Raw genomic sequence first — 24,898 nt, 5'->3', positions numbered from 1 at the left:
GATGGTTTCATCGTCTCTGAACACGTCAGAGAACGCCCTAGGCAGTGTATTTTTGACCGGCATAATGCTCTGAACCCCATGTAGACCGTGCATTTTAGCATTTTATACAAAAGCCTCCTGTCATTGCATTGAGCGGTGTGCGGATTTCATGGCTCATGGTCGCCAGGAACGTGGTCTTGGCCCGATTGGCTTTTTGGACCATTTCCAGCAACTGCTCGCGCTCGCTGATATCCATCCAGCCGGCAATCATGCCGCTGACGGCGCCCTCACTGTCTCTGTACGGCAGCATCCAATGATAGATCGTCAACCTGCGGCCATCCGGTAGCACTAGCGCGCGATCCTGGACTTTTGACACCCCGTCACGCAGTACCTGCAAATAATCAGCGTAATAAGTTGCAGCTTCCGTGCTGTCGACAAATGCGTTTTCAGTGATGCGCTTACCCAGCACGTCCTCACTGCTCAAGCCTAAGGCTTCAAGATAACTGGAGTTACAGATCACTATGCGTCCTTCGAGATCACGCACATAGATCGGATGCGGTGTGCCGTCGATCAGCACCCGCTTGAACTCCAACTGATTATTGAGCGCCCGCTCGGCCACTTCGCGACGGTGGATCAAGCGACGCAGGTAGGCGATCCAGGCAATCGCTACTAACAGCAATACAGCGGCAATAAAGAAGCCCTGGATGATCACGCCACGATTGCGCAGCCAGAAGTTGTCATCCACCACCACTTCACTGCGCCAGCGACTGGTGATCTCGGCCATCTCCTCCGGCGAGATGCTCAGCAGCGCTTTTTCCAGAATGGCGTACAACTCCAGCTCGCCGCGATGGGTGGCGAAGGCGAACCGGGCGGGGTCGATACCCACAGTGCTGGTGACCTGCAGGCGGTCCCGGTACTGGCGCGAAATCATGTAGCGGGCACTGAGCAACGAGTTGGCGCCCGCATCGACTTCATTGTTGGCAACCATCGCCATGACCTGGGCGGCGTTGTCCGCATAGACAATTTGAACCCGCGGATAGCGGCTGGCGATGAAGTCGGTGAGAAACATACCGCGAATGATCGCCAGCCGCTTGCCAGCCATATCGCCAAGGGTCGCCGGGCTATTGGGCCCGACACGGCTGATCAAGACGTAAGGCGTCGAAAGATACGGCCTTGTGAAGCGCATCAACCCTTCCCGCTCGGCACTCGGGGTCAAGGCCGCCAGCATGTCGACCTTCCCGGCATGCAGGGTGTCGATCTGCCGGGCCATGGAAGTACCGCGCACCACATCGAACTTCAAGCCGGTACGCAGGCTGACCTTGGCCAACACATCGGCGCTGACGCCGCGAAGCGCCCCTTTTTTATCGAAAAAAGACAGCGGCAGAAAGTTTTCCATCGCTGCAACGCTCACTCGTGGATGATCCTCCAACCAGCGCTGTTCCTTGGGGGTCAGGTGCAGCCGATTCTGCCCCGGGATATTCATCTCGGAGGCCCGCCAGCGCCGCAGGATGGTCATGCGCTCTTCAATGGGGATCGCCGCGATGGCGGCGTTCACGATGCCCAGTAGTCGAGTGTTGGCGGCAGATAAGGCAAACGCAAAACGGCTACCTTCCAGCCGTGCAAAGTCGGTGAGCTTGACGTTATTCAGGTAGTCCATGCTGATCAGGTAATTGGCGCTGATCGCGTCGCCCAGGTAAGCGTCTGCCCTGCCGAAGGCAACTGCCCCGATTGCACTCAAGGTCGAAGGATAAAGTTGCAGCTCAGCATCGGGGTAGGCACGGCTGACCGCCTGCGGTGACAGGTAGTGGTACAGCATGGCGACCTTTTTTCCAGCCAGGTCTGGGGTAAACGAAGCACCGGCATCGTTACGAGCGACGATCATCGGCTGATCATCGGCATAAGCAATCGACATCACCAGTTCCGAATCGACCGCTTCAAACCCATTGGCGGTCCCCAACAGATCGACCTCACCCTCTTTCAACGCACGGATCACATCCGCTCTGGACGGATATCGGCGCACCTGTACCTGGATATGCAGCAGTTGAGCCAGCAGCCCTGCGTAATCGGCGGTGAGCCCTTCATAGTCATGGCCATTGCCAGTCAGATCGAAAGGCGGGTAATCCGGCACCGAAACCCCGAGGTACAGGGTGCCTTTTTTGCGCAACCAGCCCCAGTCCGCCTCAGCCAACCCTACCTGGTGCTCGCCCAGCGCAGAGCGCCCCAGCAATTCCAGTGTCTCCACCCTGGGCTGTTCATCGGCAAGGGCTTGTTGGGCGCCCCCGAAAACCAGCAGCACCCCAAGCAGGCACAGGCACAGCCGTCGTGAATACTTCATCAGATCAGATTATTTCGTTTAGCCAGGTCCGCCAGGTGCACCAAGGAGCTCAGGTTGAGCTTCTCGACTATTCGGGCTTTATACGTACTGATGGTCTTGTTGCTCAGAATCATCTGTTCACCGATCTGCTTGTTACTCAAGCCCTTGGCAAGCAGTTGCAAGATTGATAGTTCTCTATCAGAAAGGCTTTGTATCAACGCCTGCTCCGAGGCATCGACGTCCTTCCTGCGCACCGAGTTCATGGTCAGGTCGGGAAAGAAGGTAAAGCCGGACTTGATGGCATTAATGGCTTTCGCCAGTTCGTCCAGGTCTTCCGCCTTTGAAACGTAGCCGGCCGCCCCTGCCCGCATGCAACGCATGGAAAAAAATACGGCAGACAGCGACGTCAGCACCAGCACCTTCACCGGCAGCTTCAAATCCGAGATTCGATTCAGGGCAATCAGGCCATCCACCCCCGGCATGGTGATATCCAGCACGATGAGGTTTGGCTGATGTTCACGAGTCAGCCGGACCGCATCGGCCCCGTTGTCGGCCTCCGCCACAATCTCGTACTGCTCTTGCTTCAAAATCATTCTTACGGCGGAACGAATGAACGGATGATCGTCCACAATCATGGCTTTGAGCATAAGAGCCTCTAAAAAGATGACGAAACTAAAAACGGAAGAGATAACCGCGCTTTACCAAAACACCCGGTAACAGTTTATGCCTGACTTTCAGCATATTCGATGCATGGCAAAGTTGCCTGAGATTTGTTTTCCCAGGCTCAAACGCTCGCCAGGCGCCGTCCTAGCCCGCAACGAAAGGCGCCTGCAACCACGTCAGCAGCTCATGGGACGACATTGGCTTGGCGTAGTAGAAACCTTGACCTTGTTCACACCCCATCTTGATCAGTGCGTGGCTCTCCTGCTGCTTGCTGACCCCTTCGATCACCAGCGTCATGTTCAGCGCGCGCGCCAGCGCCAGGGTGCTGGCAATCAGCGCTTTGCTACGCGGCTCATGAATGCTGCGGACAAACTCCCCGTCCAGTTTGATTTCGGTGAAGGGCAACTGGCAGAGCAGTTTCAGCGAGGAAAAACCGACGGCAAAGTCATCGATCGACAGCCCGCACCCCATCACACGCAAGCGCAGCAAACCTTCCTGGACCCGCGGTTGAATCTCAAGCAGGCCATTCTCTGCCAGCTCGAAGGTCAGGTTCGCCGCGGATATGCCATAACGTTCCAATGCCTGGCGAATATGGTCGATGAGCCCCATCTCGCGTAATTGCGAAGCATGCAAGTTGAACGACATCTCCAGGGCCCGACCATCGCGCCGTAAGATACTCAGCAGGCTCAGGCCCTGCTCTAGTAACTGTGTGAACATCACGTCGATCAAGTCGTAAGCCAGGACGGCCGCCAGGAAATCCCTGGGCAGCAGCAAACCCTTGGTTGGGTGCTGCCAACGCGCCAGGACCTCGACCCCGGACACCTGACCATCGGCCAGCACAAACTTGGGCTGGAAAAATGCCCGGAATTCGCCCAGGGCCAGGCCGCGGCGAATGTCTTCTTCGTTAGGTAGCGCCGTCGCCGGCGAAGGTATCGAGGCGGTGATCGGGCATTGACGCTGGTAACGCAGCAGGACTTTGTGCAGCGCTTTGGACTGGATCGGCGTGCTGAGGGTACCGAGCAGTTGCAGACCGGAAAATGAGGCCATCTGTTCGATCGCCCGACGCAACTGCGGTTGGAAATCGCAATAGAGAATCACCGACCGGACCATCAAGAGCTGGCCCGCACAGTTAAGGAAGTCCAGGCAGTCCATGCCCTTGTGCGCCAAGTCGCACAAGGCCACATCCACCGCGCCCTGCCTTTGCAGCAAGGCCAAAGCCTGCTCGCCAGTGCTCGCCTGCAAAATATTGAGAACACCCAGTTGCTGCAGCGCGACGACCATCGCGTTGCGCTGAGCGGAGTGCTTTTCCAAAACTAGAATACGCAGTGAGATCATTTTTCGTTCGCTACTTCCGCCGAGCCAGGAAATAGTAGTTTGAAAGATGACGACTCAATGATGAGCAGGGTTGGGGAGCAGATACCTGTAGGAAATTTCCCAAGCACGGTATGGCTGTTTACGGCGATTCAGGTCGCACGAGCGGCCAGCCCGATCAATGCCTACGGCACTGGGCATTGCCTGTCTCAGTTACCGATGCCACGGGGCGCACGTCCCGCTCCCGCTAAGATGCCCAGGGCAATCAGCTCTGGGAAAGAGCCCCACTATCTCTCTTTTCGACGTCCCAACAGTGCAATCAGGTAGGCGACGGAGTCGGCGTTGTTAAGTACCGTCAGGATACGTTTAAGCGGATCGGTGCGGAAAACTCGCCGGGCATCGGCGAGGGTTTGGGTGCCGGTAACGGTGAGCAGCCTGTCGAGCACATGCTGTGTCGCCGTGCCCTGTGTAGGGTCTGTTTTGAGGCCGGTTGCAATATCGACAACCTGGAACAATTCATGGGTCGGGGTATTGAGCGACAGCCTTGAAAGATGGCGGTTTTCCAGGGTTATTTTAGTGTTACGGCCCTCAGGGGTTTGTGGATCAATCAGGTCATCAAAGGGATGGGTGGAATGCACGTAAGCCAAGTCCAACGTCTCACATACATGATGAGTGATTTCGTGAATGAGGGTAGTCGCACGGGCATGGACGCTGACATAGAACGGTTTTATCAACAAATGACCGTATTTCAGACCTGGGTTGAAAAACACCTCGGTCAAGTACACCAGTTGAAGGGGGTCAGGGACAATCGTAAAGGCCATCAACGTGTGCCCGCCCTGAAGAGCCGGCAACCGCGAACGGCCAATGACAAATCGCGTTGAGTCCGAGGAGGTCAGTGAGGGCTCCATCAACGCAGTGCAGACCGTATCGACGATCTCCTGAATTTTTTCAAGGTGTTCGACCTCGAGCGTCTGCAAGCCGAAAAACGCTTTGATCTGTTTAACGAGCTCAGGTGCAGCAAGGGGGGTTTGTGCGATCAGGCGCAAATTTTCCTGGGCGTTCTTTGCATAAAACGTCGCCAAGGCAAGTGCATCGGTGATAACCCAGGATTCCCGAGCGTAAAGCGCTCGTATCTCGCGCATCCCGCTGGCCAATACATTCATACTGGAGCGCGCAAATGGCTCGGAGTAGAAGCGATTAAGTAATCGTGCAAGTGTGCGTCGCCCCATCAGCACTGGGCCGGCGCTACTGAGCATCCACTGTTGTCGAGGGTTGAGCTGTACCTCAGGACCGACTTCGCCATCACCGATGATGCGCCAACCCTGGCCATGCTTGATGACTTGGAACACTTTCCCTGCCACCGCCGCGTAGTAATGGTTGGAGGTCGATCGGTAAAGGTTGAGTGAGGTGTCTTTGATCAGGTTGGCCAAGCTCGGTTCAAGGACTTCGAAACGCTGGAGCCGGGTGCGGGAAGCAGCGGTAATGTCCAGCGCGGGCCAGGACACCACAGAGGCCGCAGGTGTGGAAGGCGGCGGGATCGGCTCGGGTGCCGGGGGCATGCCGCCCTCTGATACGGGAGGCATGGAATCGCGCAAACCGACCAGCAAGGCGACCCCGCCAATGAAATGCCCCAGTGCCTCATGCCATTGGTGGCTTTGCAGCTCTTCGGCAGAAGCCTTGAACAGCTTGAAGCTCTGCCAGACCACCAAGGGGTAAGCCAGTTTTCCGGCAAAAAACACGATGGCCTGCTTCACGCCCTCAGAGAATACGGCCTTGGCCGTCTCCCAGGCGGTGCCTGCACTGGCCGTTTTTTGGCAGCCCAGCAGCGTCGTCAGCAGCTCGACATTGTCGGTATACAACTGGTTGAACAAAGGCGCGGTGATGGGGTTGGATGCCAGTTGGAGGGTGGTGTTGGCTTGGGGTTGCTCCAGTGCGCTGGTCAGTGCCGCGTGGTCGACGGCCGGGACCACCAGCCGAACCCAACGCTGTAAGGCACCAGAGGCTGTCAACTCGGCACGCAGTGCGGCCTCCACCGTGTATTCCTTAAGGGTGTAGCCTGGGCTATAGGGGGCATAAAGGACTAGAGGCCCCTCGTCACCCGAGGTGGGACCGATCAGGTAAACCCCAGGGATCTTGATCGTCTTCCTCCCTCCATCAACCAGCAGTTGCAAAGGGCGGATCATCGCGTTGGCATCCACCACTGTCGCACGAGCGATAGCATCGGGCATGTCCATGATCTGTTGAATGAGCCCGAAGGCCGCCGGTGAAAGCTGACCTTGCAGCATCATGCCATGAGCGTATTGCATCAGTTGCCACGGCAGTTGCTTGGCGAATCGTGTAGCACGTTGCTCAAAATCTAGGCTGGTGGGGCCCAGTAATCCTTCGATGTAAGTCTGATAAGCCCCATTGATATTCAGCGCCTGTATCCGCGTTTTCAGCGTCTGTGCATCCAGCGCGGAGGGTAATGGCGTTTTACCGGTGCTGGCGAACAGCGGCACCTCATCGTTCCAATACGATTGATGGCTCAAGGCATAGTCCAGCAGTGACTGGTTGCGCGCAGGCGTACTGCCCTGCGCCGGCAGCCCGACTTCGACGTCATCCGGCGTAATGCTGGCCTGGTCGTCACCGTCCTTGAGCACAGCGCTGAGTTTGTCGTGCGTGAACCGAGCCAGCGAGTCGATCCCGTGCAGGTAATCCTGATTATCAGTGACATTGTTTCGATACTGCTCCAACAACTCGGCATAGAGCTGTTGATCGACAGCACTGGCGTTGCCCAACCATTGCAAACCATGTTGCACGATCATGGCCTGGACCATGTCCATGGCACGCCGCAGGTTGGTAGGCGCCAGGTCTTGCGTGGCTTGAACCTGCCACAGCTTGCGCAACTGTTCGAGCGACAGCTGCGTGGCCAGGATTCGCTCCAGCTCACGGTCTTTGTGTTGAGCATAGGTTCGTTGCAAGTGTTCGACGAGGTTGTCTTCGATCAGCTCAAGGGAACTGAGTGCATAGGACGGATGGGCGTGCCAGTCCGGTTGCGCCAGGTTCTCCAGCAAAGCCTGTCGCTCGTCCGGGCTTGCCAGGCGTCGATCAACCTCTGCTTTGAAGTGGCTCAATGAAGCGAAACTTTCCAGTCCCAACGCGGGCGTCCAGAGCAGTGCACGACCGCAATAGTGGGGGTCAAGCCCGCCGCGTTCGGTCAACATGAAACAGTGAGTGAGTAACTGTTGGGTGTGTTGCCCTGTGGGCGTGATCGCCAACGCAAACGCATCAGGGCGAAACCCGTTGACACTCAGGCGCAAGTCTCGAGCGTAAATACCCAGCACGGTTGAGAGTACTTCGTAGTCCAGGGGCAATAACGCGTTATTCCACAGCCTGACTTGCATTTCCCCGGTCAAGCCCATCTCCATTGCTTTTTTCAGCAAGGGTTGCATGTTGGGGTACGCACTGTGGGTTCTACGCAGATACGGCTTGAAACCCTCGATTGCACTGTCGATCAGCGCATTGAAGTCGGTGATGTCCAGGCCTGAAATCTTGGTGGCGGTATTGTCAGATGTGATTGAGTAGACGTGAGTGTTCAACGGGTCGTTCAGTGCCCCCACATCGCCACATAAACGCGCCAGAAAATACTCGACCATACTGCTCGATGACAGCAGTTGAGGTGTATCGGTGTCACTTGAGGGGCTGCTGTATTGACGTACCGAGAGGCACGCTGCCTGCAGGTGTTGATGCTTAGCATGCAGCTTGGTGTTGAGGTAGGTGGTGGCGGAATTCTCCAGCGAGGGGCGCCATGCCAGATGTCGTGCGATTTCAGCGCTGACGTTTTCGAGCAATTGCGCAGAGGTGCGCAGTGCCGAGAGCGTTGGCGGAACCCTGGGTTCTGTCGCCGCCGCAGTCCAGGTACTTGCCAACTGGGTACTCCAGCGGCCCATGGGGTCGAAGGTCAGTAGTTTTGGATCAATCATGCCACGCACATCCAGCACATGATCGACCAGGGCATCGAGGTCCATCGTGCCCTGGCTCAGGCGATATTGATCGAGGGCGTATTCAAGGTTGCGGCCTTGCTTCTCAATAATGCCCACCATGATGCTGTCGAAAACACCCCCCGTGATCGGGGCTTTGATGACCTCGCAAGCCGACAGATCGGCTTCGTTGAAGCGTTGCGACCTGGCCAGATGATTTCTCCAGGCATCGGCGTGCTGCCGCGGGTTGAGGCTATCGACAAGGTGGGTTTTCAGCGCATCCAGTGCAGTGAACGATTGCAAGCCTTGGTGGGGGGTGTAGAGCATCCAGGGCGAGCCATCGTCACTTTCGTTGCTGCTGATGATGAGTGTGCCTGCCAGTTCGACAGGGGGTTGCCCAGGCGCCTGCAGCTGTGCCTTTTCAACAGTCACGCTGGGAGCCGCCGTTGTCGCGGCAAGCGCAGCCTTGAGCGGCAAGGCCTGCAGTTGCAAACGCTGGTCAACCGTAATCGCCGCTTGCTGCTGTTGGTCCAGCGCCACCGTGATAAAGGCATTGGCCATGGCATGGGTAAACAGTTGCAGCCGTGAGGCCCCGGTGGAAGCAGGTTGCGCCCAAAATGCCTTAGGCTGTTGCTTCATGTGGGCTCGCAAGCCCCGCGCCAGCCCTTGCACCGAGGCTTCCCAACGTAACTGGTCGTCAGCCCCCTGAGCGGGCTGCTGCGGGTCAGGCGTGCGTTGAGGGTCAACGTAGCGCCGGGTTTCGCCTTCAGGCCAGCCATTGTTGACGAAATACTGGAGGATAGTTGCGCTCAACGTGCGGGTGGTCGTGTGCCGCAGCGGTGGCTTGTCAGCGGTGCCTGATTCGCTGGAGGTGTCGACAACATACGTGTGCACCTGGATTCGGTGCTGATCGACGCCCGCAAACGTCTGCGCCAACTGCGTGCAAATGTATTCATCCAGCAGAGAGGTGAAACTGGGCAGCTTGAGCAGTTCCTCGCGCATCAGACGGGCGTTTTCCAGCAGGTTGTTGGCGAGGGTCGTGTGTTGGGCTTGGAAGACAGCGCCACCCACGGTATGTGCGCTAATTGTCAGGTTCGCAGTGGGCGTCAGGATGTGCTGCTGGGAGATGGAAAGGTAATCGAGCAACCCTTGGCGCTGCGACGAGTCTTTGAGCCACGCCCCCAGTTGCGTCTTGAGTGCGTCATGGCTTTGCAGCTTTTCCAGGCCGCGAACGGGCGTGTAGAGAATAACGCCCCCTTCCGGGGCGGGGCTCATGACGAAGGCGCCCGCCAGTTCAATAGCCGGTTGGCCGGGTACGTTCAATTGCAGGGTTTGGACGTGCATCGGCACTGTTTGTGCGCGTCGCAACGCATCGGTGGCCAGATAGACGCTGTCGAACCAGTCAAGGTCCTTGAGGGTAAAGTTGCGTGCGCGTTGGCGCTTACTGAGCTGCGTGCGCTCGGTTTGAGTTTCGCTGAAAAAGTACGGTGGGTTGTCCGTGACCATTGAATACGCTCCATGCCGGATGGGCTGCTGAACTGAGCAGCGGTGAGTGATCGAAAAAGATCACTCTGGCGCTTCACGTTTCAGTCGAGGAGCTACATATGCCTATGCTCATGCCCCGCTGGTAGCTCGGCGCATCGCTTGCCGTCCCCCCGGAACAGCGCAAGTGAGCGCAGCAGCGTCCCGGTATCCCCCTCAGTGATAAAAGCGTCCCGGAAGGCTTTGCCGGTCTCTGGGTTGAACAGGCCATCGCGCTCGAACCGCTCAAAAGCCTGGCGGGCCAGCACACCGGACCACGGGTAGGAATACAGTTTGGCCCCATAGCTCCCCATCGGTTGTTCGAAGCGGTTGATCGGGCGGGCGCCATCAGGCCACTGCAAGTACCCCACTTCAGCGTTGGCCTGGGTGAACACCTCGTGAGGTGTACGCCCGTCACCGTAGGTACGGTGCAACTCGAAGTCGACGAGGCCCGTGAGCAACACACTGGCGGTTTCATGACTGGTCTGGATGTGAACCCATCGGCTCATTTTATTGGCCATATCATCACCCAAGGGCTCTCCCGTCTGAAAATGGCCAGAGAGCCAGACCAGGAACGGCGAAGTAAAGCAGAACTGCTCCAGCACTTGGCCGAAGAATTCCGCCGCATCATGGCTCCATTGGTCCATACCGGAAATCGCCCGATAGGGGGCGACGGTCAACAGGTGCTGCAGGCAGTGGCCGAACTCATGCAACAAGACCCTCAATTGCAGATGATCCAGCAAGCAAGGCTGGGCCTCCGTCGGCCGTGGCAACTTGCTGCGAAGCACCGCGATAGGCCGTTGTGGACGCCCCTCGGCCGTCATTCGGTGGCTGCGCAAGCCAAAGGCGGCGCCAGTCTCGCCACCCTCTACGCGGCGATAAGGGTCAATGAACAAATGTCCGATCGGCTGCGCATGCTCCCTGAGCTCAAATACCCGCACATCCGCGTGCCAGGTATCGACCGTGGTCTGTTCGACCAGCTCTACGCCGAACAGGGTCTGGGTAAAGGTGCACAAGCGTTGCAGCACGGTCTCCAACGGAAAATAGTTGCGCAACGCATCCCGGGAAACGCCAGCCACGTCCTGACGGATTTTTTCCACGAAATAGCTGTGATCCCAGGGTTGCACAGCGTCGACCCCGTGCTGCGCGGCATAGCGCTGCAGTTGTTGCGCCTCATCGGCGAATGTCGTGCGTGCCTGCTCAACCTGTTGATGCATAAAGGCAACGACCTCATCGCTCGTCTGCACCGTTTGCTCCACCAACGCCAGCTCGGCGAAGTTGGCATAGCCCAGCAATTGTGCTTTCTGGTGACGGCTGTCGAGCAACACCGTCAGGATCGGTTCATTATCGGTGGCAAGGGCATCGGCACCGGTGTCCACGGCACGGCTGTAGTAAGCCACCATCATTTCCTGGCGCAAGGCTCGATGATCGGCGTAGCTCATCACGTCCTGAAAGGACTGCTCGCAAAGGGTTAGTAACCAGCCATCCAGACCTGCGTCCCGAGCCGCGACCGCCAGGCGCGCCAAGGTTGCCTCGGGCAGTCCGCTCAGCAGCGCCTTGTCTTGAATGTGCTTACGCCATGCATCGCTGGAGTCTCTTACCCGGCGCAGGAACTCCTGGCTGAACTCACCGATTTGCTGGTTCAGCGCTTTGAGCCGTAGCTGCTTCTCAGGAGAAAGATCAAGGCCAGCCAAATGGTACTTGCGCAATATTTTACGCAACGCACTGTGGCGTTGTTGATTGAAAAGCGCCGCAATCGGGCTATCGGCAAGCTGTCGGTGCAACTGATACAGGTCGTTGTTCACGGCCAACTCGGCTTTGTATTGCATGGCCAACTCATAACTGCGGTGCGATGCCTGCGCCCATGTCGGCTCTTGGGGGTGGGCGTCAAGCAGTTCAATGAGGTTGAGCACGCCATCCAGGCGAGCCTCCAACGCCTCCAGGGCTTGCACCAGGTCGTCCCAGGTGGGAAATGGCGCCTGGCTGGTAATGATCGTCGCGGTGGCGTTGCGACTTTCAGTGATGATCTGCTCAACGGCGGGCACCAAGTGTTCGGCCCGGATGGCTGAGAACGGTGGCAAGTCGTAGGGTTGTAGCAGTGGGTTGTTTTCAGACATGAAGTCACTCTTCAAAGGTAGCTTGCGAAGCAGCCAGCCTAGGGAGTGAATCATCGTTGGGTGGGCTAAATAGGTATGAGTAATCGGGACAAAAAAGCGATAGCGCGCAGGACACGATCGTCAGTCATCAACATCAGCCTTTGCCCCCCCCCCCCCGCCTTACCCATGCGCTGCCGCAGGAGCACGTCATGCAGCGTGGCAGAGCCCGATAACTGCTTGACCTGCACGAAGTAAGCCTGGCAGCCAGTGCGGGCATTGCGCGCACCGGCTATGGGGATGGGCGTCGGCGTACCAGGCGCGGAGAAATCCGTGTGTCAAACGATGGGGCAATTTCATTGCTTGGAAACCACGGTGACTCAAGATTACCAGTGCCAAAAGTGACATCCACCCAAAGCGCAAAGAGGCGGTTTGGAAAACCGAATCAAAGGTGCAACGCGGGCCTGGGCTCGCGAACCCCATGGACAGAAGGCACCCGGACACGCAGCGCAATCAGCAACGCAGCCAGCAGCATCAGCACGGCTGCCGCTACAAATACGCCTGCACTGCCACCGAGGCTGAATACTGCACCACCCGCGGCGGCGCCCGTGGCGATGGCGGACTGCACAGAGGCCACCACCATGCCGCCGGCGCTTTCCGCCTGATCAGGCACCGCGCTGGCGACCCAGTTCGACCACGCCACCGGCACACCGCCAAAGGCCAAGCCCCAGATTGCCAGCAGTACTGCCTGCACCGGCAACGAGGGTGGCAACAGCACCAACGCCAGTGCTGCAACCCCGACCAGCGCAGGCATTAACACCAGAGTGGCCAGCGGGTGGTGCTCCAGCAGCCTGCCAGCCAACAGCGTGCCGAAGAAGTTCGCCACACCGAACCCCAGCAACATCAGCGACAGCCCTTGCGGGCCGATGCCGGTAGTGCCTTCCAGGAATGGCCGAACATAAGTGAACATCGCGAAGTGGCCGCTATGCACCAGTACACAACCGAACATCCCCATGGCGATGCCCGGGCGCTGCAACACGTCGAAAACCGTGCGCAGACGTGCCGGCCGGCGCGGCGCAAGGCGTGGCAAAGTCAATGACTGAAACGCCAGGGTCACCATGCCGACCGCCGCCGCTGCAAAGAACGCACTGCGCCAGCCGTACAGCCCGCCCAGATAGCTGCCCAGCGGCACTGCAACGACCGTCCCGACCGCAATGCCGCTGAAAATAATCGAAAGCGCCCGAGGCAACAGCGCACTCGGCACCAAGCGCATCGCCACCGCCGCAGCCATGCTCCAGAACCCGCCAAGGGCAATCCCCAGCAAGATGCGCATCAACAACAGCACCGCGAAGCTGGAGGAAACGGCGACCAACAGATTGGAGGCAACCATCAACGTGGAAAACCCCAACAACACCCAACGTCGGTCGATGCCGCGGGTCAGGCCTGGCACCAACAAACCGGCGAACAACGCTACCACTGCTGTCACCGTTACCGCCTGGCCAGCCAGCGCTTCGGACACGCCAAAATCAGTCGCCATCAGTGTTAACAAACTGGCCGGAAGGTACTCAGCGGTCAGTAATCCGAACACCCCCATTGCCAGCGAGAAGACGGCCATCCACGCGGGGGCCGCAGGCTCTGCATCCGAGAAGGCGTCGGGATGGCGGTTGGATACGGCATTACATACACAGTCAGTCATTGCAGGGATCTCCCAATCATCATTGCGATCCGCAGTCTAGGCGCGCGAATCTGGATGATCTATGATCAAAAATCTCTCATTTTTGACTAAAACACCTGAACAATGTCTGCAGAACAGTTTGCGCTTGCCTCGGATCTCATCAACGAACTGTTGCGCGGCATGCGCCTGCGTGGCGTCGAATACCGGCGTATACAAACCAGTCCGAGTTTCGGTTTGGGCTTCGCTGAAAAACCTGGGCATGCCTGGTTCCATTTCATGGCCGTCGGCAATGCGGTCCTGCGAATGGCGGACGGCACCACCTATGCGCTGTCTGCCGGCAACGCCGTGTTCATCTCCCATGGCGCGGCCCATCAACTGTATTCCCATGCGGACGTGCCCGTTCAGGACATCGACCGCCTAGACGGCGTCCCCCTCGGTGACACCGTGAGCGCGGTGCACACCGGAACCGATGCCAGCCCAACGCCGAGCACCATTTTGTTCAGTGGTTGTATGGAGTTTGAACTGGGCAGCATCCATGGCCTCGGCAAACTGATGCCGGGCCTGATGTTGATTGATGCCGACGGCCAGCGCTACCCTGGACTGGTGCCTATTCTGACCACCATGGAGCGCGAAGTCAGCGCCGCACGTGTGGGCTTCGCCGGTATCCTCGCACGGTTGGCCGACGTGGTGGCCGCCATGATCGTTCGCGGCTGGGTGGAGTGCGCTTGCGGGAATGCCTCTGGCCTGGTCGCCGCCTTGCGCGACCCCCGCTTGGCCGGTGCACTGCTAGCGCTCCATCAACAACCGGGCCGCGACTGGACCGTTGCGCAATTGGCAGCGCAATGCAACACCTCACGCTCGGCCTTCGCGGACCGCTTCCAGGTGACGATTGGCATGACGCCGCTGCGCTATGTCACCGAACTGCGAATGCGGCTTGCAAGCCAATGGCTGACCCTCGAAAGGCTGCCGATCGAAGAGGTAGCACAACGCTTGGGCTATACATCCCAGGCGGCTTTCAGTCGCGCATTCAAACGCATTACGGGGAAGACACCGGGGTTAAGTCGCAAGGTGAGGTAGCCTACTGTCACGTGAAGCTGAGCGCATGTAGTCGACGATCTTTACCCCTGAATAATTTAACGCCCGTTACGTCGAGGAATGGGTCACGGCAGTGCACAACCGGCTAAAGGACTGTCAAGTATGACAGTAGACGCCTGCGACGCCCCCACCTGAGAATGAACGCCACGCGGCGAGAATCCCCAGCCTCTGAGACTGGGCCAGCACGTTTGCCGCCAGCACTCGATGAGGGGCTCAGTCATGGAGATCACTGAATGCCGTGCCGCAGACAACGTCATCTTGACGCTAAAGCAACCTATGAACGCGCGACGCACCCGTCTGCTGTGCGGCTATCTGCGCCAGATCAATCCGCCGGCCAAGTATTTGATCCTGGTCGAGGAATGGACGGCGCAAGCCCATTACGTGCAGTTCAACCAGATTACAGGGTGCGCGCGCATCACAAAAAAACTGCGGCCACGCCCGGCCTGAGCATTCGCTCATGAACGTGCGTTCACGTAGCATCAGCGTAACGCTGGTGATCGGCGTGTTCACCACCATGGGGTGGTGCAGGCAGAACGTGCCCTCATCGAGCCGTCGCAGATACAAGACGCGATAGCGATTGAAACAGCGATCGAGGCTCAAAGTGCCACAGCCGCCCCCACCGACACTGCTTGGTATGCTGTCCTCAAAGGCAGTACGCCCGTGCTCATCACCGCGCCCCACGCCACGAAGCCCTATCGAGAAGGCAGCTATCGTTTTTCCGACGGCGCAGGCACGGCGGCGCTGGCCAAACTGCTCAATACCTTAACCTGCGCAACGGTCATTTATACCCAATACCGCAGCCCATCCGACCCCAACTACTATGACGACAATGCCTTCAAGGCCGAAGTCGCCGAGCTGATCAAACAGCACAAGCCCAAGCTATTGATTGACCTCCAAGGCAGCAGCACCTCGCGCCCCTACGATGTCGACTTTGGCACCATGGAAGGGGCGTCGTTGCTGGGCCGCACGGATATCGTCCCTTCCTTACGCAAAGCCTTGCGCAAGGAAGGGCTTCGCAACGTCTCAGACGACTACTTCCCTGCCGCCAAGCATCATACGCTCACACTATTTGCCTCCTCTCTCGGCGTGCCCAGCGTGCAGCTGGAAATCAACAGCACTTGACTGCTTCCATCGCAGGGGGATATCTATGCCCAACGTTTCTCCCAATTGCTGCAAGGCCTCACTCGGTACATTCGAAATACAAATGACACTGCCAACGGTGCGTGTCGAGCGGGTGGTGTGTGATCGCTGACTTATGGGCGCTCATCGCTGAAAGCTATTGCGACAACACCCCCAACCTTGTTCAGGTCCCTCTTCGTTTTGCGCTCTTCCAACAAGGTCCTGGGCAACACAAACCCTTCAAAACTGCGCTGTGTAATCGGGTTGTTACCCCGGCCGCTACAAACGCGACATCGCTGGCAAGCCCTTCACCAACACGCGCCTAACGGCGCTACGCAACGACGCCAAGTTGGCCCATTTGGAAGGCGACGATGAACGCCTGCAACCGGGGTTGGCCTTCGACCTCAACGATCATCCCCGTGAGGACTTCAACGACCGCTGGCGCACCATCGCCATCAAGCACGAAGGCAAGCAACACACCAGTTTGCAGGAGGAATCCTTTGGTAGCGGCCTCGGTACGTCTTATTCTTTGTCCGCGTCACCCAAGGCTGGGCCGGGGCGACCTGGGGCTCCATCGCGATCCCGCGCGTAGGCCAGGAGTTAGTGATCAGCCACCTGGACGGAGATCCTGACCAGCCGATCGCCACTGGGGCCGCCTACAGACAGACCAACCTGCCGCCCTACGAACTGCCCAAACACAAGACGCGGACGACAACCTGCTGGCGATCACTTTTAAAGCGCACAACGGCGAACAGCAGCAACTGAAATTTCGCTATGACGCCCTCGATCAACTGCTCAGCGAAAGCAGTGATGCCGGTGACCTGCAATACGCGTACGACGCCCTGGGCAACTTGGAAACCCTGACCCGACCCGACCAACGCCAACTCAACCTCAATGGCCGGGTGATCTGCGACTTCGGGGCAATTAATGATGAAGTGCTGCGCACCCAGGGCAGCCTGCTGGCCTGCATCCAAGACGACCGCAGCGGCCGCCTCAGCCAAAAAGGCCCTGCACTACATGGAGATGACCCGTTTTTGACAGGCCAGCGCTTTTCCACCGGCAACCTGATGATTGATGCCAGTTGGCAAGCTCTTCACTCAATCGTGCCTCTATTCAGTCGCCCTCGAAAGATCGTTCCTACACCTTCGCCAAACACTTCCGACGGCCCCATCTGAAATACCAAGCAGTCACGAAAAATGACGAGCCCTTTTCTATAATAAACGTTATCTATTCAGTTGTTCCGGGCAATAAGCCCACGTCTCCATTCATCTCATGAAGAACTTGGATTATGCAAAATACTTCGCTTTTCCCCTCATTGCGTACCGCCCTTGGTACAGCCCTGCGGCCCCGACAGCTCAACCGAGAGGAAGAGCGTCTGGTCCACTACTACCGTTGCTTGTCGGAACAGGATCGTGAAGCGGTGCGCTGCCTGATGTTTGCGGTCAAGGAAACCAGCGGAGCCGAACGCCCTCACCCATAAAAAGTGACACCGTCATGGGTCAGCCAACGATGAAGTACCTGCGGGGTTGGACACGTCGCCAAGAGCCGGCCCCCCATGGAACTGTCCTACCCAGCCAAAGCACGCCTGCCGACCCCACAAGCAACGCCATCACGTGCGTGATTGTGACCGCGACCTCGCCGTCGGAACGTTCGACCTTGCTAGAGTACGAAGCCCCATCGCCGTGGAGGAACTGCGCATCCCCATGTCCGCCCTCCTCAGCCTTCAGCCACGATTTCCCTTCGGTGGCCTGACCATCTCCCGCTGTGTCGACGCCCTGATCCGACAGGATCTGCTCGACCCACTTCCCTACGTACGCCGGCACATCTGCGGCGATTGGGGCGATGTGCGCGCAGAACATCGGCGCTACAACGATGCTGCTCTGAAGCTCGGCGGTTACCTGCTGTCGTCCTATGTCATCAGTGACGGGTTGGACCTCTGTGTCTTCACGCAAGCGGACCGGAACCTTACGGCGGTGTTTCTGCTGGATGAGTACTGACTACCGGCCATAAAGCCGGCATGTGCCTGATGCGGTTTGACAGACACCCGCCGCCAAGCCCTAGTCAAAGACCGCAGTACGTCAACGGCGCATTGGCCGCGTCATACCTTCATCACTTTCGTCATCTCAAGGGACGCCCACCCTGCGGTTGGGGAATCCTGCTATGTGCTCCCGCAGGGCTCGCTACTCGCCTGTCGCCGGGAATTTTTCCCCAGCCCCTGTTTCCAGCCATTGTGCATTAACGCTCAACAGTCCTGCGATCCTATCGAGCTGCGAGTGCGGGATACCACGAGAAAACCAGTTGGTCAGCCGCTGGGGGCTGATCTTCAGAAATAGCGCGAAATCCATTGGCACGATCTTGCACTCCGACAGCACTACCCGCAGACGCACGCCGGAACATTCCGCGCTGGCAGCGCGAAGCATCGTTGATCGTCGCCCTGTGCGCGTTTCTTTCCCCTGCCCATAGCCCATTCCTTGCTCCTTGTGTAGCTCCATGTATTTTTTTGCCTTTTTCACACTGCGGGTTCACTGAGTATAAACGCCGCGTTCACCGGTTCCAGTTCCCATGTCGCTTAGCTCATTCGGGTGAGCATTGGGCGCGTCATGCGGCGTGGCAGAGCCGGATAACCGCTTGGGTTGTTGTAGCCGATTTCCGTCAGCCACAACACGCTCCACGGTAGCTTCCGTCTCGATTTCCTCCAGGTGATTGTGGGGCCCACTACGCACTCCTAGACTCCGCCGCCAAGGGCCGTGTGTTCAACTGCTCGACGGTCATGACTCCAGGCATCCTGCTTGAGCCGCCGAAGTACTCGCGCCTGGCCTGCACGAAGTAACCCTGACAACCGGTGCGGGCATCGCGCGCACCGGCCTATGGGGATGGACGTCGGCGTGCCGGGCGCGCCACAACATCAGCACACCTGCGCCCAGCATGTGGCTGTCAGTGCCTCCCCGGCAATGATCAGCCAGTACGCAACGTACCATAGACACGGGGCGCTGATCGCTCGCCACATGGCGGCGTTGTCGGCAAAGGTGGTGTCCATGCTCAGCACGTGCTGGACGAAGGTGAAGTGGCCATCTTTGCGTAACGCGTAAGCATGCTCATCTTCTGCAAAGGCCTGAAAAGCTCAGCACGCTATACCTGCGTCAGGGCTCAGCATCCGATAGATGTTCGTTTGGGGCGTAAGAGTCCGCGCAATCGACTGCCGAAGGTGAAGTGCGCCCCCAACTCTTAGGCATCCATTCAATTTCCGAGGCTTTTTCAATGCTTGGATAAGCCACCCACTACGCCATTGAAAGACACCTCCTACAGACCAAGCGCATGGGTTCGCAGGATGCGTCCTGATTGCTCCCACGTTATTGAAGCCCACGGATGACACTGCCTAGGATGTGCCCACTCGCTCGTTTGATTGAGCCTTGGCCCTCCCAGCGTCCACGACAGGAGTCGATTGACCATGTACAACAACATCACCCTCGGTTTGCGAAAGCGCCTGCTCGCAGGTTCGACCTTCGCCCTCTTATCGCTAAGCGCAGCCCCCGCAGTGGCCACCGACTGGTGGATGATCTTTGGCACCGGCGACACGCCCAACAGAGACCTGTTCTTCGCCGATGCACAGTCGGTAAAAGCCACACAACAACACCCGCAAAACACACTGCTGACAGTCGTGCAGGTGTTTGAAAGCCCCAACAGTCCCAACTACGTGAGCTACGCGCTGGAGCTGCAATGCCCGGAGCGACAGCTCAGGGTGAACTCGGCCACCGCCTACCTGCGCGCCGGGGCCACCACGGTGCTGCCGGCGCCTGAACGCTGGGTGCCGGTGCCCAAGAGCTGGCTGGAGCGTGGCTATGACTTCGCCTGCGCACCAGGCAAACGTAAGTCCAACGCCATGATGCCGATGGGCGTCGGCTCCATCGACAACGCACAACTGGTAGCGATCACGCAGCAAGGCCTCTTCAATCAGTTGCCGGGTAATCAGCCGATCCGCATTGAATCCAGGAAGAGCAGCACCGAGGACGTGATGCGCGACCTCAACTTCCTCTTGGGCGCCCCTGAGAAAAAATAACCTTCAGCGCCGACTGGCATGCTTGAACTATGAGTGATCGACATGAAATACACAGGCGCATTGGCCCTGGCCCTCGTGCTGCTGCAGACCGGCTGCGTCAGCTTTGACACCGTGCCGGAGATGTATGCCCGCAGCCAGTGGAAGGGGCGTGCGGCGCAGGACGCAATTAATTTTTTTGGGCCGCCGCAAAAAATGGACCGCACCGCGGACGACCAGCATGTGGTGATGCAGTGGTACCGCGATACTTCCTACAACAGCAATGAGGTGGTGGCACAAAGCGCGGAAAGGCAGGGCAACGTGATGGTGCACACCAACTATTGGGCAACCGTCAATAACCCGAATCGCTGCATCCTTTCCATCACCGTGGACCAGGACAGGAAGGTCGTCGGGTTTGAAGCCGATGAAGGCGAATTGCTGCTCTCCAGTGGCTGCCAGTCGGTCAAGTTTGGGCCGCCTTAGGCAACCGACGCTGAGACAGGCTAGTGAAAACACCTCCTACAAACGTCATGTTTTACTCTTGAAGGATCGTCCTCGACAATGAAATCCGTCATCGTCGCCATCGCCCTACCGCTCATTGCAGGCTGCGCAACGCCGAAATATTGGGAGGCCACCGGCGGCAACCCGTCCGACGGGCTTGTGCAACTCTTCTACGTATGTACGCCGTTTGAGTACGCTCAGATCCGGTAGTCTCAAGGGTTGGCGATTGCCACGGGGCGCTGCCAATTTTGGAACTACGCGCGCGCTGAGCGCGCAGGCGCACAAAAATCCGTGTGTCGCACGATGGGGCAATTCCACTGCCTGGAAACCACCGTGACTCAGGATTATCGGTGCCAGAAGTGACGCCCTCGCCAAGCGTCCAGGCGCGTCGGGAAGTTGAGCGAACAGTAGTTCGCCTGGCGACCCAGGCGAACTGAGCGGATCTAGTAACAATACGAACTTGAGCGCCCACCCTACGGGTGTGCGCACAAACAAAAAAAGACGCCTAAGCGTCCATTCCGTAAATCACACAGGCAAAAAAAAAGCCACTCGTTAGAGTGGCTTTTTCTTTTATGCTTGGAGCGGGAAACGAGACTCGAACTCGCGACCCCGACCTTGGCAAGGTCGTGCTCTACCAACTGAGCTATTCCCGCTTGGTGATGCGCATTCTATAGAATCCTCAGCACCCGTCAACCCCTTGATTCAAAAAAGTTTTATTTCTTTTCAACCGTGGTTCGCAGATGAGGCCAGGCGGCGCGCAAGTATTGCAGCATGGACCACAGGGTCAGGCCGGCGGCGATGAGCAGCAAGGCGTAGCCGGTGAGTACCCAAAATGTGAAGTCCGACGGGTTGGCCAGCAGGATGACCAGCGCGAGCATCTGCGCGGCGGTTTTCCATTTGCCCATGTTGGAGACAGCGACGTGGGCGCGGGCGCCGATTTCGGCCATCCACTCGCGCAGGGCCGAGACGACGATCTCGCGGCCGATGATGACGGCGGCCGGCAGGGTCAGCCACAGGTTGCCGTGTTCCTGCACCAGCAGCACCAGGGCAACGGCGACCATGAGTTTGTCGGCCACGGGATCAAGGAACGCGCCGAAGGGCGTGCTCTGTTCCAGGCGGCGTGCCAGGTAGCCGTCGAGCCAGTCGGTGGCGGCTGCGAAGGCGAATACCGAGCTGGAGGCAACGTAGCTCCATTCATACGGCAAATAGAACAACAGAATGAAAATCGGGATAAGCAGGACGCGTAGAACGGTAATCAGATTAGGGATATTCATCGGCACAACTGGCTACGAGGTGAGAAGGCATTCTATTCGCTGTGCAGGTTTGCATAAATCAGCTCAGCGAGCTTTTTACTGATACCGGGTGCTTTGGCTATCTCGTCAATGCTGGCACGGGACAGCTCCTGCAAGCCACCAAAATGTTTAAGCAAGTCGCGACGTCGCGTCGGGCCTACCCCCGCAAGCCCTTCCAGGGTTGAGGTTCGCCGGGTTTTGCCACGCCGGGCGCGGTGGCCGGTAATGGCGAAACGGTGCGCTTCGTCGCGGATTTGTTGAATCAAGTGCAGTGCGGGTGAGTCGCCCTTCAAAGTGAACTCATGGGCGGCATCATTCAAGTACAACGTTTCAAAACCGGCCTTGCGCGTGGTGCCCTTGGCGACGCCGAGCAGGATCAGGTCGGGCACCGCCAGTTCGTTGAGCACGTCACGGGCCATGGACAACTGGCCCTTGCCGCCGTCTACCAGCAGGATATCGGGCAACTTGCCCTCCCCGTCCTTCAACTTGCTGAAGCGCCGCGTGAGTGCCTGGTGCATGGCGGCGTAGTCATCGCCGGCGGTAACGCCTTCGATGTTGTAGCGCCGGTAGTCGGCCTTGATCGGCCCTTCCGGCCCGAATACCACGCACGAGGCCACTGTGGCCTCGCCGCTGGAGTGGCTGATGTCGTAGCACTCCAGGCGCTGGGGCGGCTCGTCCAGGTTGAGCACCTCGGCCAGGGCGTCGAAGCGTGCAGCGACGTGCTGCCGGTTCGCCAGGCGCGCACCCAGGGCCTGTTCGGCATTGGTCACGGCCAGTTGCTGCCAGCGGGCACGGGTACCGCGTACGCGGTGGCTGATGTCCAGTTCGCGGCCGCGCAGCTCGTGGATCGCTTCGATCAAGGTGGGAAAGTCTTCATGCACCACGTTGACGATCAGCTCCGACGGCAGGTCCCGCTCTGGGCTGCTGACGTAATAGTGGCCAAGGAACGCAGCCATGACCTCTGCCACGTCTTCGTCGATACCGGTCTGCGGGAAGAAGTTCTTGCTCCCCAGCACCCGCCCACCACGCACGCTGATCAAGTGCACACAGGCACCGCCCGGGTTGACGAACGCGGCAATCACGTCGACGTCACCGGTGCCGCCTTCCATGCTTTGCTGGTCCTGGACACGGCGCAGCAGGGAGATCTGGTCGCGCAGTTCGGCAGCCTTTTCGAAATCCAGGGTGCTGGCGGCCTGCTCCATGGCTCCAGAGAGCTCATCGGTGAGCGCATTGCTGCGCCCTTCCAGGAACATCACCGAGTGCCGCACATCCTCGGCGTACTCCGCAGGTTCCACCAGGCCCACACAGGGCGCCTTGCAGCGCTTGATCTGGTATTGCAGGCACGGCCGTGTGCGGTTCTTGTAGAAGCTGTCTTCGCACTGGCGCACAAAAAAGGTTTTTTGCAGCAGGCTCAGGCTTTCACGAATCGCCCCGGCGCTGGGGTAAGGCCCGAAGTACTTGCCCTTCTGCTTTTTTGCCCCGCGGTGAATGCTCAGGCGCGGAAAGTTGCCGTCCGATAAAAATACGTAAGGGTAGGATTTATCGTCACGCAGCAGGATGTTGTAAGGCGGCCGCCATTCCTTGATCAGCGTCTGCTCAAGCAGCAGCGCCTCGGTTTCATTGGCGGTGATCGTGGTTTCGACCTGAGCGATACGCGCCACCAGGGCGGCGGTTTTCGGCGCAAGGCCGGTCTTGCGAAAGTAGCTCGCCAGACGGCTCTTCAGGTTCTTGGCTTTGCCCACGTAAAGCAGGCGCGCCTCGCTGTCGAACATGCGGTACACGCCGGGGCGGCCACTGCAGGTGGAGAGAAAGGCACTGGGATCAAACGGTGTGGTCATGTCAGGCGCTGGCGTCCACCATGCCGTGGCGCACCGCGAGCAGGGTCAATTCAACATCACTGCTGATGGCGAGCTTCTCGAAGATACGATAACGGTAGGTATTGACGGTCTTGGGCGACAGGCACAGCTTGTCAGAGATGGTCTGCACCTTCTGGCAACCGACGATCATCAGGGCGATCTGGATTTCCCGCTCCGACAGCGCATCAAACGGCGAATCGCTGGTGGGCTGGAACGATTTGATGGCCAATTGCTGGGCAATTTGCGGGCTGATGTAACGCTGGCCGGCAAAAACCAGGCGAATGGCTTGCACCATCTCGGCCAAGCCTGCGCCCTTGGTGAGGTAGCCGGCGGCACCGGCTTGCAGCAAACGGGTGGGGAACGGGTCTTCCTCACACACCGTTACGACCACGACCTTGATGTCCGGGTGGCTGCGCAATAGCTTGGTCGTGGCACCAAGACCGCCAATCCCAGGCATCTTGACGTCCATCAGCACCACATCGGGCTTCAACTCTCGGGCCTTGATCAGGGATTCCTCCCCCGACTCCGCCTGGCCGACTACTTGCAGGCCGTCGATGTCAGCCAGCATTCGTGTAATACCTGTACGAACGAGATCATGGTCATCGACTACTAGCACCCTAATCAAGCAGACACCTCGCGATATGGTCTTATAGGTTGCTGAACACCTTAGCAAAAAACCAAGGCGCAGACCTAGTTGCAAGTGTCATATATATAGAGATTCAACGCGTTGGGGCTGTTCGCCGGGTGACGAACAGCCCTGTTTCCTGGGTTAAAGGTCAGGATTCCTGGGGGTGCGGCTTGGCTTTTCCGTTCACCACGCCGGAATGCTCGGCCAAGGTGCTGGTCAAGCGACGGATTGCATCCTGGTCTTCCTTGAACATCGCTCGGTAATTGCCCAGCACTTTTTCTTCGATCTCGCTCAGGTTATCCAACTGGATCGGCGTTGGGCTGCCGGTCAACACATACAGGATATCCACACCTTTTTCGGCGACGCGAGACAAATAGTCGGCCTTGGGTGCACGACCACCGCTTTCATATTTGCCTTGGGCGTTCGCTTCAACGCCTCCAATTTCTCCAAAAACTTTCTGCGACAGGCCAAGTCGCTCTCTTTCTTGCCTTAAGCGCGAACCGATTCCACTCATTTGGATGTATGATCCTAAATTGGCACACCCCAAGAGGTGTCACACCATCACTTCGTTAAACAAACTTGAACGGTTTTGAACTATGCCCGGAATCCGTACTGCTGCACAAGCCAAGGCCTGGCTGGAACATCAAGGAAAGTCAGTTCAAGCGTTCGCCCGGGAGCATGGCGTAGACCCGGCAACCACTTATCAAGTGCTCGCCGGGCGAAAAAAAGGACGACGTGGAGAAGCCCATAAAGTGGCGGTACTTCTGGGCATGAAAGAGGGCGTTATCGTGGATGAGCCTGAAGCTCAATCCCACGATGAACAAAGCACTAGCTGACAGCAGTATGCGCTTATTTGTAG

General features: G+C 58.3%; 21 protein-coding genes, 1 tRNA gene and 2 pseudogenes. 11 read left to right on the top strand and 13 right to left on the bottom strand.

Going from position 1 to position 24,898, the window contains the following annotated elements:
* Positions 1 to 94: 94 nt before the first annotated feature.
* The 6 genes from MF6394_RS29225 to MF6394_RS29200 form a co-directional block, all read right to left on the bottom strand.
* Entirely contained in the window at positions 95 to 2,314 is a 2,220-nt protein-coding gene (locus MF6394_RS29225) for a transporter substrate-binding domain-containing protein (protein WP_078468077.1), read from the bottom strand.
* Entirely contained in the window at positions 2,314 to 2,940 is a 627-nt protein-coding gene (locus tag MF6394_RS29220; protein WP_057710110.1) for a response regulator transcription factor, read from the bottom strand. The genes MF6394_RS29225 and MF6394_RS29220 overlap by 1 nt, the downstream gene beginning before the upstream one ends.
* A 160-nt stretch (positions 2,941 to 3,100) precedes the next feature.
* Positions 3,101 to 4,291 (bottom strand): EAL domain-containing response regulator, encoded by a 1,191-nt coding sequence (locus MF6394_RS29215; RefSeq protein WP_078468076.1) that lies wholly within the window; start codon positions 4,289 to 4,291, stop codon positions 3,101 to 3,103.
* A 263-nt stretch (positions 4,292 to 4,554) separates the two neighbouring features.
* Positions 4,555 to 9,732, bottom strand: a complete 5,178-nt coding sequence (locus MF6394_RS29210) for a DUF6543 domain-containing protein (RefSeq protein ID WP_078468075.1) — start codon at positions 9,730 to 9,732, stop codon at positions 4,555 to 4,557.
* Between the two features lie 92 nt (positions 9,733 to 9,824).
* Positions 9,825 to 11,864 carry a M3 family metallopeptidase gene (locus MF6394_RS29205; protein WP_161952184.1) on the bottom strand — a complete coding sequence of 680 codons (2,040 nt, stop codon included), beginning with the start codon at positions 11,862 to 11,864 and terminating at the stop codon, positions 9,825 to 9,827.
* Between the two features lie 421 nt (positions 11,865 to 12,285).
* Positions 12,286 to 13,536, bottom strand: coding sequence for an MFS transporter (locus MF6394_RS29200; RefSeq protein WP_078468073.1), 1,251 nt, complete (start codon positions 13,534 to 13,536; stop codon positions 12,286 to 12,288).
* Between the two features lie 102 nt (positions 13,537 to 13,638).
* Here MF6394_RS29200 and MF6394_RS29195 point away from each other — a divergent pair, with 102 nt between their 5' ends.
* The 6 genes and pseudogenes from MF6394_RS29195 to MF6394_RS29165 all read left to right on the top strand — a co-directional run bounded on the left by MF6394_RS29195 (position 13,639) and on the right by MF6394_RS29165 (position 17,726).
* The gene (locus tag MF6394_RS29195) at positions 13,639 to 14,592 is read left to right on the top strand and encodes an AraC family transcriptional regulator (RefSeq protein WP_078468072.1); all 954 of its coding nucleotides are present in this window, start codon (positions 13,639 to 13,641) and stop codon (positions 14,590 to 14,592) included.
* Positions 14,593 to 14,829: 237 nt separating this feature from the next.
* Positions 14,830 to 15,057 (top strand): hypothetical protein, encoded by a 228-nt coding sequence (locus MF6394_RS29190; protein WP_044273243.1) that lies wholly within the window; start codon positions 14,830 to 14,832, stop codon positions 15,055 to 15,057.
* A 75-nt stretch (positions 15,058 to 15,132) separates the two neighbouring features.
* On the top strand, positions 15,133 to 15,732 hold the full coding sequence (locus MF6394_RS29185; RefSeq protein ID WP_153046045.1) for a ketol-acid reductoisomerase: 600 nt from the start codon (positions 15,133 to 15,135) through the stop codon (positions 15,730 to 15,732).
* Between the two features lie 265 nt (positions 15,733 to 15,997).
* Positions 15,998 to 16,443: pseudogene (locus MF6394_RS29180) on the top strand (contractile injection system protein, VgrG/Pvc8 family); the annotation flags it as partial.
* A gap of 137 nt (positions 16,444 to 16,580) precedes the next feature.
* On the top strand, positions 16,581 to 16,904 hold the full coding sequence (locus MF6394_RS34835) for a hypothetical protein (protein WP_078468071.1): 324 nt from the start codon (positions 16,581 to 16,583) through the stop codon (positions 16,902 to 16,904).
* 528 nt (positions 16,905 to 17,432) lie between these two features.
* Positions 17,433 to 17,726 (top strand): hypothetical protein, encoded by a 294-nt coding sequence (locus MF6394_RS29165; protein WP_078468070.1) that lies wholly within the window; start codon positions 17,433 to 17,435, stop codon positions 17,724 to 17,726.
* A 183-nt stretch (positions 17,727 to 17,909) separates the two neighbouring features.
* On the opposite strand, the gene MF6394_RS29160 is transcribed toward MF6394_RS29165, so the two are convergent.
* On the bottom strand, positions 17,910 to 18,242 hold the full coding sequence (locus MF6394_RS29160; protein WP_139129467.1) for a hypothetical protein: 333 nt from the start codon (positions 18,240 to 18,242) through the stop codon (positions 17,910 to 17,912).
* Between the two features lie 366 nt (positions 18,243 to 18,608).
* Positions 18,609 to 18,796 (bottom strand): annotated as a pseudogene (locus MF6394_RS34830) (DUF2165 family protein); the annotation flags it as partial.
* 381 nt (positions 18,797 to 19,177) lie between these two features.
* Between MF6394_RS34830 and MF6394_RS29150 the strand changes: the two are divergent.
* From MF6394_RS29150 to yecR, 4 genes are all read left to right on the top strand, one after another.
* Positions 19,178 to 19,786 (top strand): hypothetical protein, encoded by a 609-nt coding sequence (locus MF6394_RS29150; RefSeq protein ID WP_069557269.1) that lies wholly within the window; start codon positions 19,178 to 19,180, stop codon positions 19,784 to 19,786.
* A gap of 42 nt (positions 19,787 to 19,828) precedes the next feature.
* Positions 19,829 to 20,245 carry a hypothetical protein gene (locus MF6394_RS29145; protein WP_069557270.1) on the top strand — a complete coding sequence of 139 codons (417 nt, stop codon included), beginning with the start codon at positions 19,829 to 19,831 and terminating at the stop codon, positions 20,243 to 20,245.
* Between the two features lie 78 nt (positions 20,246 to 20,323).
* Positions 20,324 to 20,473, top strand: a complete 150-nt coding sequence (locus MF6394_RS34825; RefSeq protein WP_238597323.1) for a hypothetical protein — start codon at positions 20,324 to 20,326, stop codon at positions 20,471 to 20,473.
* 9 nt (positions 20,474 to 20,482) lie between these two features.
* Positions 20,483 to 20,626, top strand: a complete 144-nt coding sequence (gene yecR / locus MF6394_RS34820; RefSeq protein ID WP_238597322.1) for a YecR family lipoprotein — start codon at positions 20,483 to 20,485, stop codon at positions 20,624 to 20,626.
* 214 nt (positions 20,627 to 20,840) lie between these two features.
* Here the strand turns inward: yecR and MF6394_RS29135 are convergent.
* The 5 genes from MF6394_RS29135 to MF6394_RS29115 form a co-directional block, all read right to left on the bottom strand.
* A tRNA-Gly gene (locus MF6394_RS29135) sits at positions 20,841 to 20,916 on the bottom strand.
* Positions 20,917 to 20,976: 60 nt separating this feature from the next.
* Positions 20,977 to 21,537 carry a CDP-diacylglycerol--glycerol-3-phosphate 3-phosphatidyltransferase gene (gene pgsA / locus MF6394_RS29130; protein ID WP_044273195.1) on the bottom strand — a complete coding sequence of 187 codons (561 nt, stop codon included), beginning with the start codon at positions 21,535 to 21,537 and terminating at the stop codon, positions 20,977 to 20,979.
* A gap of 32 nt (positions 21,538 to 21,569) precedes the next feature.
* Positions 21,570 to 23,393, bottom strand: a complete 1,824-nt coding sequence (uvrC, locus tag MF6394_RS29125; RefSeq protein ID WP_078468069.1) for an excinuclease ABC subunit UvrC — start codon at positions 23,391 to 23,393, stop codon at positions 21,570 to 21,572.
* A gap of 1 nt (position 23,394) precedes the next feature.
* Positions 23,395 to 24,036, bottom strand: coding sequence for a response regulator transcription factor GacA (gacA, locus tag MF6394_RS29120; protein WP_003190387.1), 642 nt, complete (start codon positions 24,034 to 24,036; stop codon positions 23,395 to 23,397).
* Between the two features lie 151 nt (positions 24,037 to 24,187).
* The gene (locus MF6394_RS29115) at positions 24,188 to 24,553 is read right to left on the bottom strand and encodes a helix-turn-helix domain-containing protein (protein WP_044273193.1); all 366 of its coding nucleotides are present in this window, start codon (positions 24,551 to 24,553) and stop codon (positions 24,188 to 24,190) included.
* A gap of 82 nt (positions 24,554 to 24,635) precedes the next feature.
* On the opposite strand from MF6394_RS29115, the gene MF6394_RS29110 reads away from it, so the two are divergent.
* Positions 24,636 to 24,875 carry a DNA-binding protein gene (locus tag MF6394_RS29110; RefSeq protein WP_044273192.1) on the top strand — a complete coding sequence of 80 codons (240 nt, stop codon included), beginning with the start codon at positions 24,636 to 24,638 and terminating at the stop codon, positions 24,873 to 24,875.
* The last annotated feature ends 23 nt before the right edge of the window (positions 24,876 to 24,898 follow it).

The organism is Pseudomonas sp. MF6394 (genome assembly GCF_002018845.1).
GTDB lineage: Bacteria > Pseudomonadota > Gammaproteobacteria > Pseudomonadales > Pseudomonadaceae > Aquipseudomonas > Aquipseudomonas lactis.
This window is presented reverse-complemented; position numbering and strand designations above follow the sequence as displayed.

What these genes read in the sequence shown, in the direction of transcription:
- MF6394_RS29210 (WP_078468075.1), bottom strand. Translation starts at nt 9,732, where the DNA reads ATGGTCACGGACAACCCACCGTACTTTTTCAGCGAAACTCAAACCGAG.
- MF6394_RS29205 (WP_161952184.1), bottom strand. Translation starts at nt 11,864, where the DNA reads ATGTCTGAAAACAACCCACTGCTACAACCCTACGACTTGCCACCGTTC.
- MF6394_RS29220 (WP_057710110.1), bottom strand. Translation starts at nt 2,940, where the DNA reads ATGCTCAAAGCCATGATTGTGGACGATCATCCGTTCATTCGTTCCGCC.
- MF6394_RS29190 (WP_044273243.1), top strand. Translation starts at nt 14,830, where the DNA reads ATGGAGATCACTGAATGCCGTGCCGCAGACAACGTCATCTTGACGCTA.
- uvrC (WP_078468069.1), bottom strand. Translation starts at nt 23,393, where the DNA reads ATGACCACACCGTTTGATCCCAGTGCCTTTCTCTCCACCTGCAGTGGC.
- MF6394_RS29215 (WP_078468076.1), bottom strand. Translation starts at nt 4,291, where the DNA reads ATGATCTCACTGCGTATTCTAGTTTTGGAAAAGCACTCCGCTCAGCGC.
- MF6394_RS29110 (WP_044273192.1), top strand. Translation starts at nt 24,636, where the DNA reads ATGCCCGGAATCCGTACTGCTGCACAAGCCAAGGCCTGGCTGGAACAT.
- MF6394_RS29145 (WP_069557270.1), top strand. Translation starts at nt 19,829, where the DNA reads ATGAAATACACAGGCGCATTGGCCCTGGCCCTCGTGCTGCTGCAGACC.
- MF6394_RS34825 (WP_238597323.1), top strand. Translation starts at nt 20,324, where the DNA reads ATGAAATCCGTCATCGTCGCCATCGCCCTACCGCTCATTGCAGGCTGC.
- MF6394_RS29195 (WP_078468072.1), top strand. Translation starts at nt 13,639, where the DNA reads ATGTCTGCAGAACAGTTTGCGCTTGCCTCGGATCTCATCAACGAACTG.
- MF6394_RS29165 (WP_078468070.1), top strand. Translation starts at nt 17,433, where the DNA reads ATGTCCGCCCTCCTCAGCCTTCAGCCACGATTTCCCTTCGGTGGCCTG.
- MF6394_RS29115 (WP_044273193.1), bottom strand. Translation starts at nt 24,553, where the DNA reads ATGAGTGGAATCGGTTCGCGCTTAAGGCAAGAAAGAGAGCGACTTGGC.
- MF6394_RS29150 (WP_069557269.1), top strand. Translation starts at nt 19,178, where the DNA reads ATGTACAACAACATCACCCTCGGTTTGCGAAAGCGCCTGCTCGCAGGT.
- MF6394_RS29225 (WP_078468077.1), bottom strand. Translation starts at nt 2,314, where the DNA reads ATGAAGTATTCACGACGGCTGTGCCTGTGCCTGCTTGGGGTGCTGCTG.
- MF6394_RS29200 (WP_078468073.1), bottom strand. Translation starts at nt 13,536, where the DNA reads ATGACTGACTGTGTATGTAATGCCGTATCCAACCGCCATCCCGACGCC.
- pgsA (WP_044273195.1), bottom strand. Translation starts at nt 21,537, where the DNA reads ATGAATATCCCTAATCTGATTACCGTTCTACGCGTCCTGCTTATCCCG.